This is a genomic window from uncultured Aquimarina sp. (assembly GCF_947500065.1).
Classification (GTDB): domain Bacteria; phylum Bacteroidota; class Bacteroidia; order Flavobacteriales; family Flavobacteriaceae; genus Aquimarina.
Genome location: NZ_CANMQT010000001.1, coordinates 716,716 through 731,792, shown reverse-complemented (window position 1 = coordinate 731,792; position 15,077 = coordinate 716,716). Strand labels below are relative to the sequence as shown.

At 33.1% G+C, this 15,077-nt stretch carries 16 protein-coding genes; 5 read left to right on the top strand and 11 right to left on the bottom strand.

The features are described from left to right. Nucleotides 1-12: 12 nt before the first annotated feature. From Q0975_RS03315 to Q0975_RS03305, 3 genes are all read right to left on the bottom strand, one after another. A complete protein-coding gene (locus Q0975_RS03315; RefSeq protein WP_299433059.1) occupies nt 13-1,104 on the bottom strand; it encodes a Gfo/Idh/MocA family oxidoreductase in 1,092 nt (363 codons plus the stop codon). A gap of 80 nt (nt 1,105-1,184) precedes the next feature. Continuing rightward, nucleotides 1,185-1,550 (bottom strand): cupin domain-containing protein, encoded by a 366-nt coding sequence (locus Q0975_RS03310; protein ID WP_299433056.1) that lies wholly within the window; start codon nt 1,548-1,550, stop codon nt 1,185-1,187. A 15-nt stretch (nt 1,551-1,565) separates the two neighbouring features. Further along, complete coding sequence (locus tag Q0975_RS03305) at nt 1,566-1,961, bottom strand: thioesterase family protein (RefSeq protein WP_299433053.1); 396 nt, start codon at nt 1,959-1,961, stop codon at nt 1,566-1,568. Between the two features lie 120 nt (nt 1,962-2,081). Here Q0975_RS03305 and Q0975_RS03300 point away from each other — a divergent pair, with 120 nt between their 5' ends. Then, nucleotides 2,082-2,273 carry a hypothetical protein gene (locus Q0975_RS03300; RefSeq protein WP_299433050.1) on the top strand — a complete coding sequence of 64 codons (192 nt, stop codon included), beginning with the start codon at nt 2,082-2,084 and terminating at the stop codon, nt 2,271-2,273. Between the two features lie 134 nt (nt 2,274-2,407). Here the strand turns inward: Q0975_RS03300 and mgtE are convergent, their stop codons facing one another. The 6 genes from mgtE to serS form a co-directional block, all read right to left on the bottom strand. After that, the gene (gene mgtE, locus Q0975_RS03295) at nt 2,408-3,769 is read right to left on the bottom strand and encodes a magnesium transporter (protein WP_299433047.1); all 1,362 of its coding nucleotides are present in this window, start codon (nt 3,767-3,769) and stop codon (nt 2,408-2,410) included. 86 nt (nt 3,770-3,855) lie between these two features. Continuing rightward, the gene (gene rsmA / locus Q0975_RS03290) at nt 3,856-4,722 is read right to left on the bottom strand and encodes a 16S rRNA (adenine(1518)-N(6)/adenine(1519)-N(6))-dimethyltransferase RsmA (RefSeq protein WP_299433044.1); all 867 of its coding nucleotides are present in this window, start codon (nt 4,720-4,722) and stop codon (nt 3,856-3,858) included. Further along, nucleotides 4,723-5,151, bottom strand: a complete 429-nt coding sequence (locus Q0975_RS03285) for a hypothetical protein (RefSeq protein ID WP_299433040.1) — start codon at nt 5,149-5,151, stop codon at nt 4,723-4,725. A gap of 2 nt (nt 5,152-5,153) precedes the next feature. After that, entirely contained in the window at nt 5,154-5,462 is a 309-nt protein-coding gene (locus tag Q0975_RS03280) for a DUF4286 family protein (protein WP_299433037.1), read from the bottom strand. 222 nt (nt 5,463-5,684) lie between these two features. Beyond that, nucleotides 5,685-7,478: a tetratricopeptide repeat protein gene (locus Q0975_RS03275; RefSeq protein WP_299433035.1), complete on the bottom strand. Its 1,794-nt coding sequence runs from the start codon at nt 7,476-7,478 to the stop codon at nt 5,685-5,687. Between the two features lie 95 nt (nt 7,479-7,573). Further along, entirely contained in the window at nt 7,574-8,845 is a 1,272-nt protein-coding gene (serS, locus tag Q0975_RS03270) for a serine--tRNA ligase (protein ID WP_299433033.1), read from the bottom strand. Nucleotides 8,846-9,151: 306 nt separating this feature from the next. On the opposite strand from serS, the gene Q0975_RS03265 reads away from it, so the two are divergent. Further along, nucleotides 9,152-12,292: a CHAT domain-containing tetratricopeptide repeat protein gene (locus Q0975_RS03265; RefSeq protein WP_299433031.1), complete on the top strand. Its 3,141-nt coding sequence runs from the start codon at nt 9,152-9,154 to the stop codon at nt 12,290-12,292. On the opposite strand, the gene Q0975_RS03260 is transcribed toward Q0975_RS03265, so the two are convergent. Both Q0975_RS03260 and Q0975_RS03255 read right to left on the bottom strand, forming a co-directional pair. Beyond that, entirely contained in the window at nt 12,272-13,024 is a 753-nt protein-coding gene (locus Q0975_RS03260) for a hypothetical protein (RefSeq protein WP_299433029.1), read from the bottom strand. The genes Q0975_RS03265 and Q0975_RS03260 overlap by 21 nt on opposite strands. A gap of 1 nt (nt 13,025) precedes the next feature. Continuing rightward, the gene (locus tag Q0975_RS03255; RefSeq protein ID WP_299433025.1) at nt 13,026-13,622 is read right to left on the bottom strand and encodes a hypothetical protein; all 597 of its coding nucleotides are present in this window, start codon (nt 13,620-13,622) and stop codon (nt 13,026-13,028) included. A gap of 295 nt (nt 13,623-13,917) precedes the next feature. On the opposite strand from Q0975_RS03255, the gene Q0975_RS03250 reads away from it, so the two are divergent. The 3 genes from Q0975_RS03250 (at nt 13,918) to Q0975_RS03240 (ending at nt 15,025) form a co-directional block, all read left to right on the top strand. Then, nucleotides 13,918-14,160 carry a hypothetical protein gene (locus tag Q0975_RS03250; RefSeq protein ID WP_299433022.1) on the top strand — a complete coding sequence of 81 codons (243 nt, stop codon included), beginning with the start codon at nt 13,918-13,920 and terminating at the stop codon, nt 14,158-14,160. 27 nt (nt 14,161-14,187) lie between these two features. Beyond that, nucleotides 14,188-14,346: a hypothetical protein gene (locus Q0975_RS03245; RefSeq protein ID WP_299433019.1), complete on the top strand. Its 159-nt coding sequence runs from the start codon at nt 14,188-14,190 to the stop codon at nt 14,344-14,346. 97 nt (nt 14,347-14,443) lie between these two features. After that, the gene (locus Q0975_RS03240; protein WP_299433015.1) at nt 14,444-15,025 is read left to right on the top strand and encodes a M23 family metallopeptidase; all 582 of its coding nucleotides are present in this window, start codon (nt 14,444-14,446) and stop codon (nt 15,023-15,025) included. Nucleotides 15,026-15,077: the final 52 nt, after the last annotated feature.

Sequence of the window (15,077 nt, the reverse complement as noted above, 5' to 3'; positions counted from 1 at the left end):
TAATAATACCTTTTACGACCTCAAATTAATTATACTTTTATTTTTAGCAGATTTATAAATAGCTTCTACAATTCTGATATCTTTCATGCCTTCTTCGCCAGGGACAAGGACATCAGTATTGTTTAGTATTGACAGAGCATCATCATCCATTTGTTTGGCTTGTTGATTTTCTATATAAACATTAAGCAATTTTCCATCGCTCGTCTCTCCTTGTACGCCAGAATACATAGAGAAAGGTTGTAAACGATACCATCCATTATCACTATCTATGCGTAGTTGATGCATGTCATGTCCTACACTAGTTTTTCCTTGAGCTATTATTCCTGACGGGAATTTTAATGTAAAATGTGTTGTCTCATCAGTTTCGGTAAATATTTTAGGCCTAGTAGTCATCTGTTCCGCTATGACTGATACAGGCTCTTCTCCAGTGGCATATCTGGCAGCATTTAAGGCATATACACCTAGATCATACATAGTTCCTCCGCCTAATTCTGAATTCAGTCTCCAGCTTTTTGCTGGATTTCTTACATTATAGCCTATTTCAGCATTCACTGTTTTTATATTTCCATAAGGTTTGGTAGTTGCCCATTTTATAATTTGCTGAGTATTTGGTTCGTGTTGCATTCTATACCCTATAGAAAGTTTCACCTTATTTTTATGACAAGCTTTTATAATAGAGAGGCATTCTTCTTCTGTTTTTGCCATTGGTTTTTCACACCAAACGTGTTTTCCGGTATTGGCTGCTTTGATTGCATACTTGGCATGTAAACCTGTTGGGAGTACAATATACAAAACGTCAATATCTGGATTATTTGCAATACGATCCATAGTATCGTAGCTGTATACATTTTTATCCGGGATACCATATTTTTTTTGCCAAACAGGTATTTTAGAAGGCGTTCCGGTAACTATCCCGGTTAATCTACAATGTTGCGTTAATTGTAATGCTGGGGCCAGTATAGTGCTACTGTAATTACCTAATGCAACTAAACATACTCCTAATTGTTTCTTGCTTGAATTTGAATATAAGTTAGTATATGGAAGTAGACTACTTCCCAGTAAAAGAGCGGTGTTTTTTATAAAGGTTCTTCTATTCAGACTCATGTTATAGATTTCGTCTTAATGTCTAAAAATCAACTAACCATAAAACGTAAGAAGTTGGGATTTTCTGAGTTAAAAGGTTATTAGAGATCAATATATTGAGAAACGGTTCTTTCACTTTCTGTTTCTCCGGTATGTTTAGTACTTGCTTTTTCGAATAATAGTACATGAACCTCTTCTCCATCTTTAGTAGATGGGCAATGTTCTACTCCTTTTGGGACAACAATAATTTCTCCAGCTTGAACCTTTACGGTTTTCTCCCTGAATTTCATATAAAGTGTTCCTTTTACTACCTGAAAAAGCTCATCTTCTTCATCATGTTTATGCCAAATAAAATCACCGCTTAGTTTTGCCAGATATACCTGGTTATTATCCACCATCGCTATGCGATGTGGATGCCATTGCTTATCAAATTTTGAAAGTTTATCCTTAATATTAATTGCTTCCATGTTTTCAACTTAAATTTATAAAAACAAGGTACTTATTTCTTTATTGATTCTGGTGGGTCTTAACGTTTCTTTATAGAGTAAACACCACATGGTTTTAGCAGTAACTAGTGTTTTTTGGGTAGAAGTGTTTATAATTTTGGTGTGTCGTTCGCTTTTGGCTCCATGATGATGATCAATCCACGTTTGCAAGGTTAATTCATCATTTTCAAGAGCTGGACTGTGATATTCTATATAATGATTCAATACTACCCAAACGTACGTATTCCTTATTTCTTGATTTGTTTTAGTTTCCCAGTGTTTTTTGGCAATTTCCTGAACCCATTGAAGATACATAACATTATTAACGTGATTCATGTCATCAATTGCTGATTTTGGTACAGTAATATGGGTTTGGAATACTTTGGAGTTCATGGTGTGGAATGCTATTTTTTTTGAGAAGATACTCTAAATGATTTTATAAAAACGTTAAAAACATTTTAAACAATGCTGGGATATAATAAATTTATAAAACTAACTTAAAATAGATAATACATGAAAACAAATCTTTTAAACATCGACGGAGTAACAATACTATCTCGAGAGCATCAAAGTACAATCAAAGGAAAGGCAGGAGTAGATCTTTCTTTATGCGGATGTTCCTGTAGTGGATCCGTAACGGGACCTTTTTATTGTAATTCTTATATTGCTTGTCCACAAGTGTATACTTGTGAAGAAACTTTTTAGATATTTTATAAGTATCTAAAAGACAATTCTTTTAATTAATATGTATCCAAATTATCCAAGGTGATTAAGATGTTATGGCATTAAGCCATATGAACTTCTAAACCATCTTGGATAATTTTTTAGTTTACTTTTTATTAAAAATTAAGGATTAATTTTGCGATGTAAAAGAACAAGAAAATTCCAAAGATGTCATTACTTGTTGTTATAAATGGTCCTGTTGCGATTGCAGGGTCAATACCTCTTTTGTCTAAAATTATAGGCACAAATGTTCCAATTAATGCTGCTACAATGATTACGCTCATAAGTGCTGTTGCAATGGTTAGGCTAAATGAAATTTCATAATTCATAATAAACCCAAATACTATTACCAAAAGTGCTAAAGCTACTCCGTTTATTAAACTAAGTCCAACTTCTTTTAGTAACCGATTCCAAAGACTTCCTTTTACATTATCATTAGCTAAACCTTGTACAATAATAGCGGATGATTGAACACCTACGTTACCTGCCATTGCAGCGATGAGTGGTGTGTAAAAGAAAAGGCTTTTGTATTTTTCATTTGTCATAAGTTCTTCAAACCCTTCCATAATAAACACACTACCTAATCCTCCGAACAGTCCTAAAATTAACCACGGTAAACGTGCTCTAGTGAGCTCCCATACATTATCATCAGCTTCTACATCTTGAGAGATACCTGCTGCCATCTGATAATCTTTTTCAGCTTCTTCCTTAATGAAATCTACCATATCATCAATGGTAATACGACCAACTAATACATTGTCATTATCAACTACAGGTATAGCTTCCAGGTCATACTTTTGCATAATTCGAGCTACCTCTTCTCCTTCTGTATCAACATGTACAGCATCTACTTTAGGAATATATACTTCGCTAATATGAGATTTTGCTGAAGCAGTCAATAAATCCTTTAAAGATAAACGACCTTTTAGTCTTTCTTCTTTATCTACTACATAAATGGAGTGCACTCTGGTTACTTTTTCGGCCTGGCGGCGCATTTCTCTGACACATCCAGCAACGGTCCAAGTTTCTTTTACTTTTACCAATTCTTTGGCCATCAGTCCACCAGCAGTATCTTCTTCATAGGCAAGCAGTTCTTTAATGTCTTCTGCTAGCTTCTCATCCTCAATTTCAATTTTTGCAATAACTTCTTCTGCACGATCCTCCGGAAGTTCTGCAATAATATCAGCGGCGTCATCCGTATCCATTTCTTCCAACTCTTCCGCAATTTCTTTTACAGATAAGTTATCCAGAATACGTTCTCGGAAATCTTCTTCTAGCTCCATAAGAGCTTCAGAAGTTTTTTCGCTATCCAATAATTTGATTAGATATGTTGCCTGGTACAGATTAAGTTCTTCAATTATTTCTGCAATATCAGCAAAGTGGATTTCACTAAGCATTTCTTGCAAATGAGTATCACCTTCATCTTTGATGAGGTGTTTCACTTGATTGATAAGCTCATTGGAAATCTCGAATGACATAGAATACTTATTTATGGATTTCTGTACAAACGCTCACAAAGATAACCAAAGAATTCAATTGCGGTTTAGATTGTTGTTAAATGAAATTAGTTTACTAATTTTTCAATAAGCAATGTTAGTTCTATAAACTGATTTACATTTAATTGTTCAGGTCGCATTGATAATATTTCCATTGCCTTAATTTCATCTGTTAGTTGAAAAGTCTTAAGGCTATTTCGCAGTGTTTTTCTTCGTTGTCCAAAAGCCGTTTTAACTACTTTGTAAAACTTTTTTTCATCACAAGGAAGCGTTTGTATGGGTTTTCGGATTAATCGTAAAACTCCACTATCTACTTTGGGAGGTGGATTAAAAACAGATGGGGGAACTGTAAATAAATACTCAGCTTCATAAAATGCTTGAGTTAATACAGATAAAATACCATAAGTTTTACTTCCAGGTTTTTCACAAATACGGAGAGCAACTTCTTTCTGAAACATTCCAGTAAATTCAGGAATTCTTGCGCGTTTCTCTAAGGTTTTAAAAACGATTTGAGATGAAATATTATATGGGAAATTGCCTGTTATAGCAAATGGTTCGTTATCAAATAATGTGTCGAGATCGTACTTAAGAAAGTCCGCTTCAATTACTTTAAAAGCTCCTTTACCATCTCTAATTTCAGGATGCTCTAAAGGAAAATTAGTATTTAGGTACTCAATAGATTCAGTATCTAAATCCATTGCTATAAGATTTATATCCTTCTGTAATATATATTTTGTAAGTACTCCCATACCAGGACCGATCTCAATTACATTGGTATAGTTGTTTAAGGTAAGTGTATCTCCAATTTTTCTTGCAATGTCCTCATCTTTTAAAAAATGTTGTCCCAAATGCTTTTTTGCTCTTACAGCAGTTTTTTCTTGTCTGCCTTTAGTATTGAATGATTGGTTTTTGTTTTTTTTGAATTTGGAGGACATCTAAGTTTGTTTAGTAAATGGTTGAATCTTTTCTAAAATAATCTTTTCGATTTCTATACGATCTTTTTTTCTAAACCATGAAATTTCAAGATCAATTTTCTCACCATCAGTTGTAATAATATAAGGTTCAGAACCTCCTTTAGCAGGGTATAAATTTTCGATAAAATCATATGCAATCTCCTGACGACCAATAGTCATATAATCTTTGTTAAAACTAATCGAAGGATTATTAGATCGTATGATTAAGAATGCTGCTCCTATAAATACAATAATAAGGAGTATGAATATTATTTTTTCAAAAAGAGAGCTTTCTACAAAAAATGAAACGATATCCAGAAATAAACTGAATATAAAAACAGAAAAACCAGCTCCAACCACAAGACCAAAAATCTTGATGCTATAAAGTAATGTTGGTCGGTACTGTTTCATTATTATTGTTCGCTAATAATTTCTAATTCTGTCCTGAAAGCAACAAAATGACCTGCAAATTTATTGGATTTGGCTCGTAGTCGTTCTGCATCTTCTGCGTAATATTTCTCTAGTGTTCCTTTACTATCAGTTGTATATTGAACGGAATATGTCAGACCTCCCATTTCTTCCTCTACCAGTACTTTGCTTAGTAAAGCTTTACTGAATTTTCCTGTAGCTAACATTTCTGGAATGTGTTCGTTTTTCATCCAGTTTAACCATTCATCATGTTTGGTTTCTTCTATATTGATCGTAACGTTATAAATGTACATTTATAGTCTATGATTTATCGTTGATAGTTTTGTAAAATGCAAAGAAACGAAATTATAATGGTTATCATCTTGTCATAGGCCCAGGAGTCTAGTACTTATTTTTAGGGAATAGGAGCACTGTTTTTATAGTATATTTTTTTGAGAAGATATTTTCTCTTAGTTTTAATATATTAATAGACGTGTAGATTGCTCTACTAACTACTAACTACTAACTACTAACTACTAATTAATAGCATCGCCACGTAATGTTCGATACTTTTTTCTGGCATCTACAAAATAAATACTATCGGCGTGATTAAAGATCAGTTTCTCATACAGTTCTTTAGCCTTTTCTGGTTCTCCCAACACATTTACATATAATTCTGCCAACCAGTAATAGGCGTCATCTACAAGGATATCATCGGGATAAAATTCTATGATTTTTAGATAATTTACCTTTGCCTTCTCAAATAGCTTTTCTTTTTCGAAGAGTTTCGCTTGTCTCAAAAATGTTTCATCTTCAATTTTTTCTCCTTTATGATTGACTAAGATTTCTTCATATTTGGTAATCGCTGCTTGATTTTTATTCTGAAAAGCTAATAAATCACCTTTTGCAAAAATCTTTAACGCAGTTTGTGTAGAGTCTTCTAATGAATTATCACTAATGATAAGACTTAATTCCATCGCATCATTGGCAATTAATTGTGAAGTGGATGATTTCAGTACATTTAATTGCGTTTGTGCCCAGGCAAAATCTCCCTTATAATAACTAGTTTTTGCTACTTTAAAGCGGGCATCTTGAGCTAAGAAATTGTTTTTTAGCGCATTTTGTACTTGGGTATAATAAATAAGAGCTTGATTAAATTTTTGATCCAAAACAAGAATATCTGCAATTTCCATTTTGGCTCGAGAAGATTGAAATCTCGAAAGCTTTTCTTCGTCCAATAAACGTTTCAGAAAATCAATAGCTTTTTGCTTTTCGTCTTGATTAAAAGCTAGAAAATGAGCATAATCAATTTGTAATCCAATAGTTTCACTAGATTTTCCATATACTCGGAATACTTCCTCATACTGTTCATTAATAGCTTTGTGTTCTTTTTTATCTGCGAGATCTGTTTTGGCTTTTAGAATAATTTTATGAGCCGTGAGTTTCATGTCATTTCCAGCTGGAGCCTCAAGAATATAGTCTAGAATTTGAGTTGCAGATTTTATGTCTTTAGCACCTATCGCAATGCGAGCAAGTCCAATAATGCCTTGTAACCCTTCACCTTTACGCTTATAAATAGCTTTTTCTTGTACAAATGCCTTTTTAAAATCTTTTTGCTGAACAAAAAGCCAGCTTAGCATCTCATTATAAATAATATCAGGGTTTTGTTGTAGTTTTTTTATTAGTAACTTTCTGAATATGATATTTGCTTCGTTTAAAGGATCATCTGTGATATATTGATTAAAATTTCGCTGAACGATATTTTTATAATTAGGCTGCACTTGGAGTAGAGAAAGATAGCTGGCAAACATTTTTTCTAGTTTACCTTGTTCCCCATAAATTTTGGCAAGTTGACTATTAATACTCGTGCTAGCTCCAGGATTCGAAGCCATTCCTTTTTCATAGATGAAAGCAGCTTCATCTAAAAGATTATACTTTTCAAAAGTTTGTGCAAGTGTATATGCTGCATTGATATTGTTATGATCAAAGTTTTTTACAGCTTTATCATAATATATTTTTGCTTTTTCAGAATTTTCCTGAACTTCATAATGATGTCCTAATTCGACAAGTAATTGTGCGTTTTTAGGCTTTTTTTCAATTTGTTTAAGTAGAATTTTTTCTGCTTTATCGAATTGCTCTAGTTGCTGATGAGATTCTACTAAGCCTAAAAGATAGTTAGTACGATTAGGGTTTCTGTTGTATAACTTCTGATATACAGAAAGGGCTTTTTCATATTCACCTTGTCGCATATAATTCTTTGCCAGGTGTTCGGATTGACCAAACATTGGAATAGCAAATAGAAAAGCTATGTAAAACAAGATAAAGCGCATTCTGCAAGTTTTTTTGTAAATATAGCAAAATACGCTTTGATAATATGTTATAGAGACTGTTAAACTAGAGTAGGTTACAATTCTCCTAAGTCAACCTAGTCAATGTATTCGAATCCACAGTAAGGAACTAAAACATCAGGAATTTTGATGCCTTTAGGTGTTTGATAGTTTTCTAAAATACCTGCTAATACTCTTGGCAATGCTAATGAACTACCATTAAGCGTATGTGCTAATTGATTTTTACCGTTAGCATCTTTATATCTTAATTTTAAACGATTTGCTTGATATGATTCAAAATTAGAAACAGAACTTATTTCTAGCCAACGATCCTGAGCGGTAGAAAAGACTTCGAAATCAAAGGTTAGAGCAGCCGTGAAACCGATATCACCACCACATAGACGTAATATGCGGTATGGTAATTTTAATTCATTAAGAATCTCTTTTACATGAGTTACCATTCCGTCTAAAGCTTTATAAGAGTTTTCGGGTTTTTCGATACGTACAATCTCTACCTTGTCAAATTGATGTAAACGATTTAGTCCACGAACATGAGCTCCATAAGAACCTGCTTCTCTCCTAAAACAAGGCGTATATCCTGTACAACAAATAGGGAGATCGTTTTCATTAACCAAATCATCTCTAAACATATTTGTAACCGGCACTTCTGCTGTAGGGATTAGATAAAGATCATCTGCGGTAACATGATACATTTGACCCTCTTTGTCAGGTAACTGACCAGTACCATAACCAGAAGCCTCATTTACTAAATGCGGAACCTGATACTCTGTATAACCAGCTTCGGTGTTTTTATCAAGAAAATAACTGATTAATGCACGTTGTAATCTTGCACCTTTTCCCTTGTAAACTGGGAATCCAGCTCCTGTGATTTTTACACCAAGTTCAAAATCAATGATGTCATATTTTTTAGCCAACTCCCAATGTGGTAAAGCTCCTTCTTCCAGAACAGGAATATCTCCTTCTCTAAATATTTCTTCATTATCATCCTCACTTTGTCCATCAGGAACAGAAATATGAGGAACATTAGGAATTGTATATAATAACTCAATAAGCTCAGCTTTTACTTCAGGAAGTCGTTTTTCCAAAGTATTCATACTCTCCTTAATTTGAGAAGCTTTTTCTCTTAATATGGTTGCTTTTTGTTGTTCTCCATTTTTAAACAAAACACCAATTTCTTTATTCAACTTATTAGAGTCCGCTTTGATGTTGTCTAATTTTGATTGAGTAGCACGTCTTTCTTCATCCAAGTTGATTACCTTTTCCAGAATCGGAGCAGCCTCAAAATTTCTTTTGGCTAGTGCCTTAATATATTCTTCTTTGTTTGCTATAATTTGTTGTGCAAGTAACATGGTTTTTGTTTTGGGCGATTCCTCTCGTTTCCTCGTGGTCAGGCTATCCGCTATATCTTTTTTAATTTGTACCCTTCGACTACGCTCAGGGTACAAATTAAAAAAGGATGCCGCTGCTATCCTTATCGCAATGAAGAAGCAAATTTAAATAAAAGCATCGTTTTTGTATGAACTAGAAAGAACGAATTTTAAAAAAAAGGCAGGACAATACATTTTTAGATAGAGTTCCCTATAAACTAGGTATAAAACAATTCAAAATGAACTTGTAATTTTAGTTACATTTACCACTCTTCTTAAAACTCACTCATGACTCTCAAACTCTCTCAGGCTTTCAGATGCACTCTTTTGATAACCATTTGCATGATCGGCAAAATAGGATATTCACAAATATCCAAAGACACTATTGCAGCCGAGATACATTACAAAAAAGGGGATTCATTATTATATTATAGAAATTATAAAGAATCGATCATACATTTTGAAAAAGCGATAACGATATACAAGAACACAAAATCTTGGGAGCAATTGACCAAGAGTCATAATAAAATATCAGAAAACTATCTTAGTACTTTCAATTTTAAAAAAACATTATACCATGCAGAAAAAGCATTATTAATTAGTGAAACCAAAATACCTGATAATGCTAAAGTAAAAGCCGCGGCCTTGGATAATATGGGTACTTACCATAGAGTTAGTGGTTCTGATTTTGCAATTGCTCAGGATTATTACAATAAGGCTTTTCAGTTACGGTCAAAAAACTTGGCAAAAGACCATCTGGATTTTGCGATCTCTTATTTTAATTTGGGGACGATTTGTACCAATAAAGGAATGTATAAAGAGGCTTTAGAATATTTCGAAAAAGCACTAGAGATCAGAAGAAAAAGGAGTATCGAAGAAACTATAGAGATATCCGAAATTTATCGACAAATAGGAAATGTTTTTTACGAACAGGGATTATATGATAATACTTTAGAATATCTAGAAAAAGCTTTGGTCATTGCTAACAAGGTTTATAAACCGAATAATTTTTACTTTGTTGATTTATACAATAACATAGGATTGATGTATAGTTATAATAATGAGCAGAATAGAAGTCTGGAGTATTATATAAAATCTCTTCATTTAAGCGAATTACAATTGGGGCCCAATCATCCAGACCAATTGAGTATGCATTATAATATTGCAAATATTCATTATGCTCAAAAAAACAAAGATAAATCACTATTTCATGTAGATAAAACTATAAAAATAGGGGTACAGGCTTTTGGTGAAAATTTCCCAAATATTTCATTGCCATATAGCTTGAAGGGTTTATTGATAAGAGGAGAAGAAGGTGTGTCGTATATCAAAAAGGCGCTTGTTCTAGCACGTAAAGTTTATGGCGAAAATAGTGTTAGAATAGCTTATTTCTATACCTATTTAGGTGAGCTGTATCACGAAATCGATCAACATAAAAAAGCATCTGAATATGCGAATAAAGGACTGGATATTCGATTAGAGATTTTTGGAGAGCATAATTTTTATGTAGTAGAATCTTATAATCTTCTGGCTACTTTTGAGATAAGTAAAAAAGAGTATAGCACGGCATTAGACTATTTGGAAAAAGCAATTATTACAAATAAACAACCAGAAAGCACGGATAGCATGTATGATGGAGAGTTTGATATGTTTTTAAGCCCAACAAGATTACTGACATCCCTAGAACGAAAAGCATTTGTGCTAAAAGCGTTATATAAGAAGGAAAACGATTTAGAAGTGCTTAAAGAAAGTATGGTTACCTATAAAAAAGCTAGTCGATTGGTAGAGATGATTAGGCGCACTCAATATAATAAAGAAGACAAAATAACATTTGCCAGAGATGCAAAGAATGTTTTTTTTGGGAATGTCTCTACACAGTTATTATTGAATCCTAACGCGGAGGAATCTATTAGTACCGCTTTTAATTATTCCGAAAAAAGTAAAGCAGGTTTTTTAAAGGACCTATTAAATGAGGCAAATGCGAAAGGATATTCTGATTTACCCAAAGAGCTGCTCGTTTTAGAAAAAAACTTAAGAAAAGCAAAAGCAAATGTTACATCCCAACTATCTCGACAGAAAACGGAAAAAAGTGATTCTGGCACAAACATTTCGGCTGTAGAGAATGAAATGCTTGATATTTCTAGACAACAAGATTCATTAAAAACTGTGTTGGAAAAAGAATATCCTAAGTATTATCAACTAAAATATGAAAATGAAGTTGTATCCATTGAAGAAATACAAAATAGACTGGATGATAACACGACGTTCTTAGAATATTTTGTGGAGCAAAATACAGTATACGCCTTTGTAATTACCAAGAATACTGCTGTAGTGGAAGAATTATCAATTTCTGAGCTTGATAAAAAAATAGAAAACTTTAGAAAAAGTATTGCTCTTAAAAACACAAATGAGTTTAAAAAAGTAGGATTACAACTCTATCATGAACTTATCAGTCCCATACGTGAAAATTTTAGAGGAGAACAGCTAATTGTTGTTCCTGATGAATTGCTATGGCACCTTAATTTTGACCTTATGTTGACGGCAGAGGAGGAGAAAGATACAATGAACGAATTGCCATATTTGCTTTATGAATATGCGATAAGTTATACCAATTCTGCAAATGTTTTATTTCGTTCTGATAACAGAACGACAAAAGAAAATCAACTCCGTAAAGAATGTCTTGCATTTTCTTTTTCTAGTAAAGATTCTATTGCGTCAGGAGATGTGCTGCAACTAGATAAGTTTAGAAATTCTAAAGAAGACTTACCAGGAACACGGGATGAAATAAAGGCGATAGCGGATATTGTAAAAGGGAATTATTTTTTTGGATCAGAAGCTGTAGAGGCAAATTTTAAGAAAAATGCCAATCAATATAGTATATTACATTTGGCTTTACACGGAGAAGTGGATAACGAAAATCCAGAAAATTCTAGGATTTATTTTACTAAGGTAAAAGATTCAATAGAGGATAACTTGTTATATAGTCATGAGTTATATGCTCTGGATATCCCTGCAGATTTAGCCGTGCTTACCGCTTGTAATACAGGAATGGGGAAAATAGCCAAAGGAGAAGGGATTCTTAGTTTAGGTACTGCTTTTCAGTACGCTGGAACCAAAAGTCTTTTGTTAACTAGTTGGGAAGTTCCTGATAAGACTACACCAGGTATTATGAGAGATTTTTATCAGAATCTGGATAAAGGAATGGATAAGGCCAGTGCGTTACAACAAGCAAAAATCAAATACATAAAAACAGCAGATATATTTACGAACCATCCATTGTATTGGGGAGGATTTTATGTGCTAGGAGATAATTCGCCTTTAGAAATTGATAATCCTGCAGAACCTAATTGGATACTATATCTTCTTATTGGTTTATGTGGTGTGATATTATTGTTTTTTAGAAAGAAATTAGTTCAACGCTTCTTTTAGACGTATTTCAGAAGTAGTATCATTTGGTATTTCAAGGTATTTTTTTGCTGATTCCAGATCTTTTATATCTAGATAGATGAGCCCTTTGTACCATAACGCTTCTTTAGATAGGCGTTTTGATGGTAGATTAACTAATGAATCTAATGTTTGTAGCGCAATCGTAGTATGACCTGTTTTGTAGATTGATAATGCGCGTATGAGCAATGCATCTTCGTAATATAATTGTGAAGGATTGTATTTTTGGAGCGTGTTAATGGCTAGGTCATATTCCTTTTTTTCAAAAGATTTATAAGCATTTAGAATTGTTTTTTTAGAAGGTTCTACGTTGTTATTTCTAACCAAATAATTGTCAAAACCGACTTTTTTGTTCCAGGCATAATCAGTTAATTTATCCAGATTAGTATTAGTAGATTGATTTACATAATACCAAGAAGAAATGAGAACCACTAGGATAGCTGCAATTCCTCCGATCCATTTTAAAGTCGGATAAGAACCAGAAGAAGCTTGTTTGTCAGAAATTAGATGTTTCCATTTATTGGCTCGTTGTTCTTGTTCCTGATTTTTATAAGCTTGATTAATAAGGTTCATACTATCATAGTACTTTTTTACTTTATGCCCAAAAGAAGGTTCTTGTGCCATCCTTTTATCGAACTCGATCATTTCTTCTTCAGAAAGATCAAGATCAAAATATCTTGTAATAAGTAATATGTCTTCATTATCTCTCTCTTCCATCTTACTTATGCGTTATTAGTTGATTATAGATCTCATAGACTTTTTTGATTAGTCTTTTTTTGCAATTATATTTTGCCTGAACAAGCGCCTGATAATTCGGAAATCCTAATTGCTGTTGCAAATCTTTTAATTTTAACTCTGGATTTATTTCAGATTCCATTAGTGTTTTACATTTAGGAGATAAACTATCTAATGCTTCCGATAAAGCTCTTTTTTGAAACCATTCTTGTTCTAAATCTTTAATAGAATCTTGAGAATTTTGAGTAGTAACTTGCTCTTTGTTTCTTAACTGCTGCAGATCATCTTTTAAGGCAAAAGAATTCCAGGGATTCCGTTTGGAGATCAGCCAGGCATTCTTGCACATAGTATATATATAGGCGGTACTATTTTTAGGTAATTGTTCTTGGTTTACAATAAATCGCTCCCAGAATTTTTGCATAGAAACTATAAAAACATCTTGTAATTCGGCTTCAGAATTGGTTAAGGACAAGAGTTGTGGTTTCAGTTTTTTAAATACATCTTGAAGAAAATTATCAAAAGCCAATTCATTTCCCTGAATAGCTTGTTCGATTATCTTTTCTAATTTCTGGTCACTCATATAAACAGTGATTTCCCTTCGAATTTTTGTGTTGATTATTCCAACATTCTGCGTGGAATATTTAATGATTTTATCGAGATGTTAAAAGTAATCAAAAAAAGAATTTGAAAAAATAAGTAAAAATTCCCTGTTATGTTTTTCAATTCTTGCATTGATAGTATGTAGACCTGTACGTTTTTAATGTAAAGTGCGGTGATACAAGGGGTAATAAATCAAATTAAGGGTATTGGAAACTGACACAAACCTTGGGTGTCATAAAATGTTCAGGGCTTAATCATTTTTTAAATTATTACTTATGAAAAAATCTTTGTTAAACTTAGGAAAAGCACTTAGTAAATCTGAACAGAAAGAAATTTCAGGGGGTATGTTAGGACGTTTTGAGGCTTGTGGATGCACTAGTAATTACGTTGTAGAATGGGTAGATTCAAGAGGAGAAGTTTGCTCATATGCTGCTGCCGGAACATCAAACGGATCTCCTTTTCCAGGTGGCAGATGTCTTGGTAGAGTCCAAAATGGAATGTGTTGTCCTGAATATTAATTCAAAAATTTTAAGATTATTTTACTTATGAAAAAATCAATTTTAGATTTCGGTAAAGTATTAACCAAATCAGAACAACTACAAATTAATGGAAAGAGTGGTGGTTACTGGTGTGCAGGAGGTAATGCACATACTACCAATCAATGGTGTCCAGTTCGCTGTTTTATGGGAAACTGTTTGTTGTAAATTAATTGTTAACGAGGTTGTCTGAAAAGAGAACCTCGTTTTTTCTTCTAGCTTTAATAGCTTCAAAATGTAGCAGTATATATCGTATATTTAATATATGATCACTACTACGACCAGACGTTTTTTGGCTTCACTTTTAATCTTTATGGGTTCTTTATATAGAAATAAAAGAACTCGGAAGTTTACGTTGATACCATTATTGATTATTGGTTTGGGGTTTTTACTTCCACAAGAAATAAGTATTCCCGTAAAAGGAGCTACAACTGCAGACTGGGATGATCACTCATTTTGGGCATATCCTTGGGGAAGTTCTGTAACTCATAAAGGCATTGATATTTTTAAAGAAAAAGGAACAGATGTAATTTCAGCTACATATGGCATTGTAATCTACACTTATGAAGGAGGTAAAGGAGGGAAAACGGTTATGGTACTTGGGCCTAAGTGGCGATTTCATTATTATGCACATCTTGATGAGGTAGATGCGTTTCCATTGTTACCTGTAAAATTAGGAACCAAATTAGGAACAGTAGGTAATACGGGTAATGCAGTTGGTAAACCACCACATCTGCATTACGCCATCACAACACCTTTTCCATATTGGTGGTTACGAGATCCAGAGGCTATACAGGGCAATCGTAAAATGTTTTATTTAGATCCTGATACTTGGTTAAGAGAATAAGTTGTGTCTTAATCTAAAGTAATCTCAACTTTTGTTAGTTTATGACTAATGA

What these genes read in the sequence shown, in the direction of transcription:
- Q0975_RS03245 (WP_299433019.1), top strand. Translation starts at nt 14,188, where the DNA reads ATGAAAAAATCAATTTTAGATTTCGGTAAAGTATTAACCAAATCAGAA.
- rsmA (WP_299433044.1), bottom strand. Translation starts at nt 4,722, where the DNA reads ATGTCCTCCAAATTCAAAAAAAACAAAAACCAATCATTCAATACTAAA.
- Q0975_RS03310 (WP_299433056.1), bottom strand. Translation starts at nt 1,550, where the DNA reads ATGGAAGCAATTAATATTAAGGATAAACTTTCAAAATTTGATAAGCAA.
- Q0975_RS03275 (WP_299433035.1), bottom strand. Translation starts at nt 7,478, where the DNA reads ATGCGCTTTATCTTGTTTTACATAGCTTTTCTATTTGCTATTCCAATG.
- Q0975_RS03280 (WP_299433037.1), bottom strand. Translation starts at nt 5,462, where the DNA reads ATGTACATTTATAACGTTACGATCAATATAGAAGAAACCAAACATGAT.
- Q0975_RS03285 (WP_299433040.1), bottom strand. Translation starts at nt 5,151, where the DNA reads ATGAAACAGTACCGACCAACATTACTTTATAGCATCAAGATTTTTGGT.
- mgtE (WP_299433047.1), bottom strand. Translation starts at nt 3,769, where the DNA reads ATGTCATTCGAGATTTCCAATGAGCTTATCAATCAAGTGAAACACCTC.
- Q0975_RS03240 (WP_299433015.1), top strand. Translation starts at nt 14,444, where the DNA reads ATGATCACTACTACGACCAGACGTTTTTTGGCTTCACTTTTAATCTTT.
- Q0975_RS03315 (WP_299433059.1), bottom strand. Translation starts at nt 1,104, where the DNA reads ATGAGTCTGAATAGAAGAACCTTTATAAAAAACACCGCTCTTTTACTG.
- Q0975_RS03300 (WP_299433050.1), top strand. Translation starts at nt 2,082, where the DNA reads ATGAAAACAAATCTTTTAAACATCGACGGAGTAACAATACTATCTCGA.
- Q0975_RS03265 (WP_299433031.1), top strand. Translation starts at nt 9,152, where the DNA reads ATGACTCTCAAACTCTCTCAGGCTTTCAGATGCACTCTTTTGATAACC.
- Q0975_RS03250 (WP_299433022.1), top strand. Translation starts at nt 13,918, where the DNA reads ATGAAAAAATCTTTGTTAAACTTAGGAAAAGCACTTAGTAAATCTGAA.
- Q0975_RS03255 (WP_299433025.1), bottom strand. Translation starts at nt 13,622, where the DNA reads ATGAGTGACCAGAAATTAGAAAAGATAATCGAACAAGCTATTCAGGGA.
- serS (WP_299433033.1), bottom strand. Translation starts at nt 8,845, where the DNA reads ATGTTACTTGCACAACAAATTATAGCAAACAAAGAAGAATATATTAAG.
- Q0975_RS03305 (WP_299433053.1), bottom strand. Translation starts at nt 1,961, where the DNA reads ATGAACTCCAAAGTATTCCAAACCCATATTACTGTACCAAAATCAGCA.
- Q0975_RS03260 (WP_299433029.1), bottom strand. Translation starts at nt 13,024, where the DNA reads ATGGAAGAGAGAGATAATGAAGACATATTACTTATTACAAGATATTTT.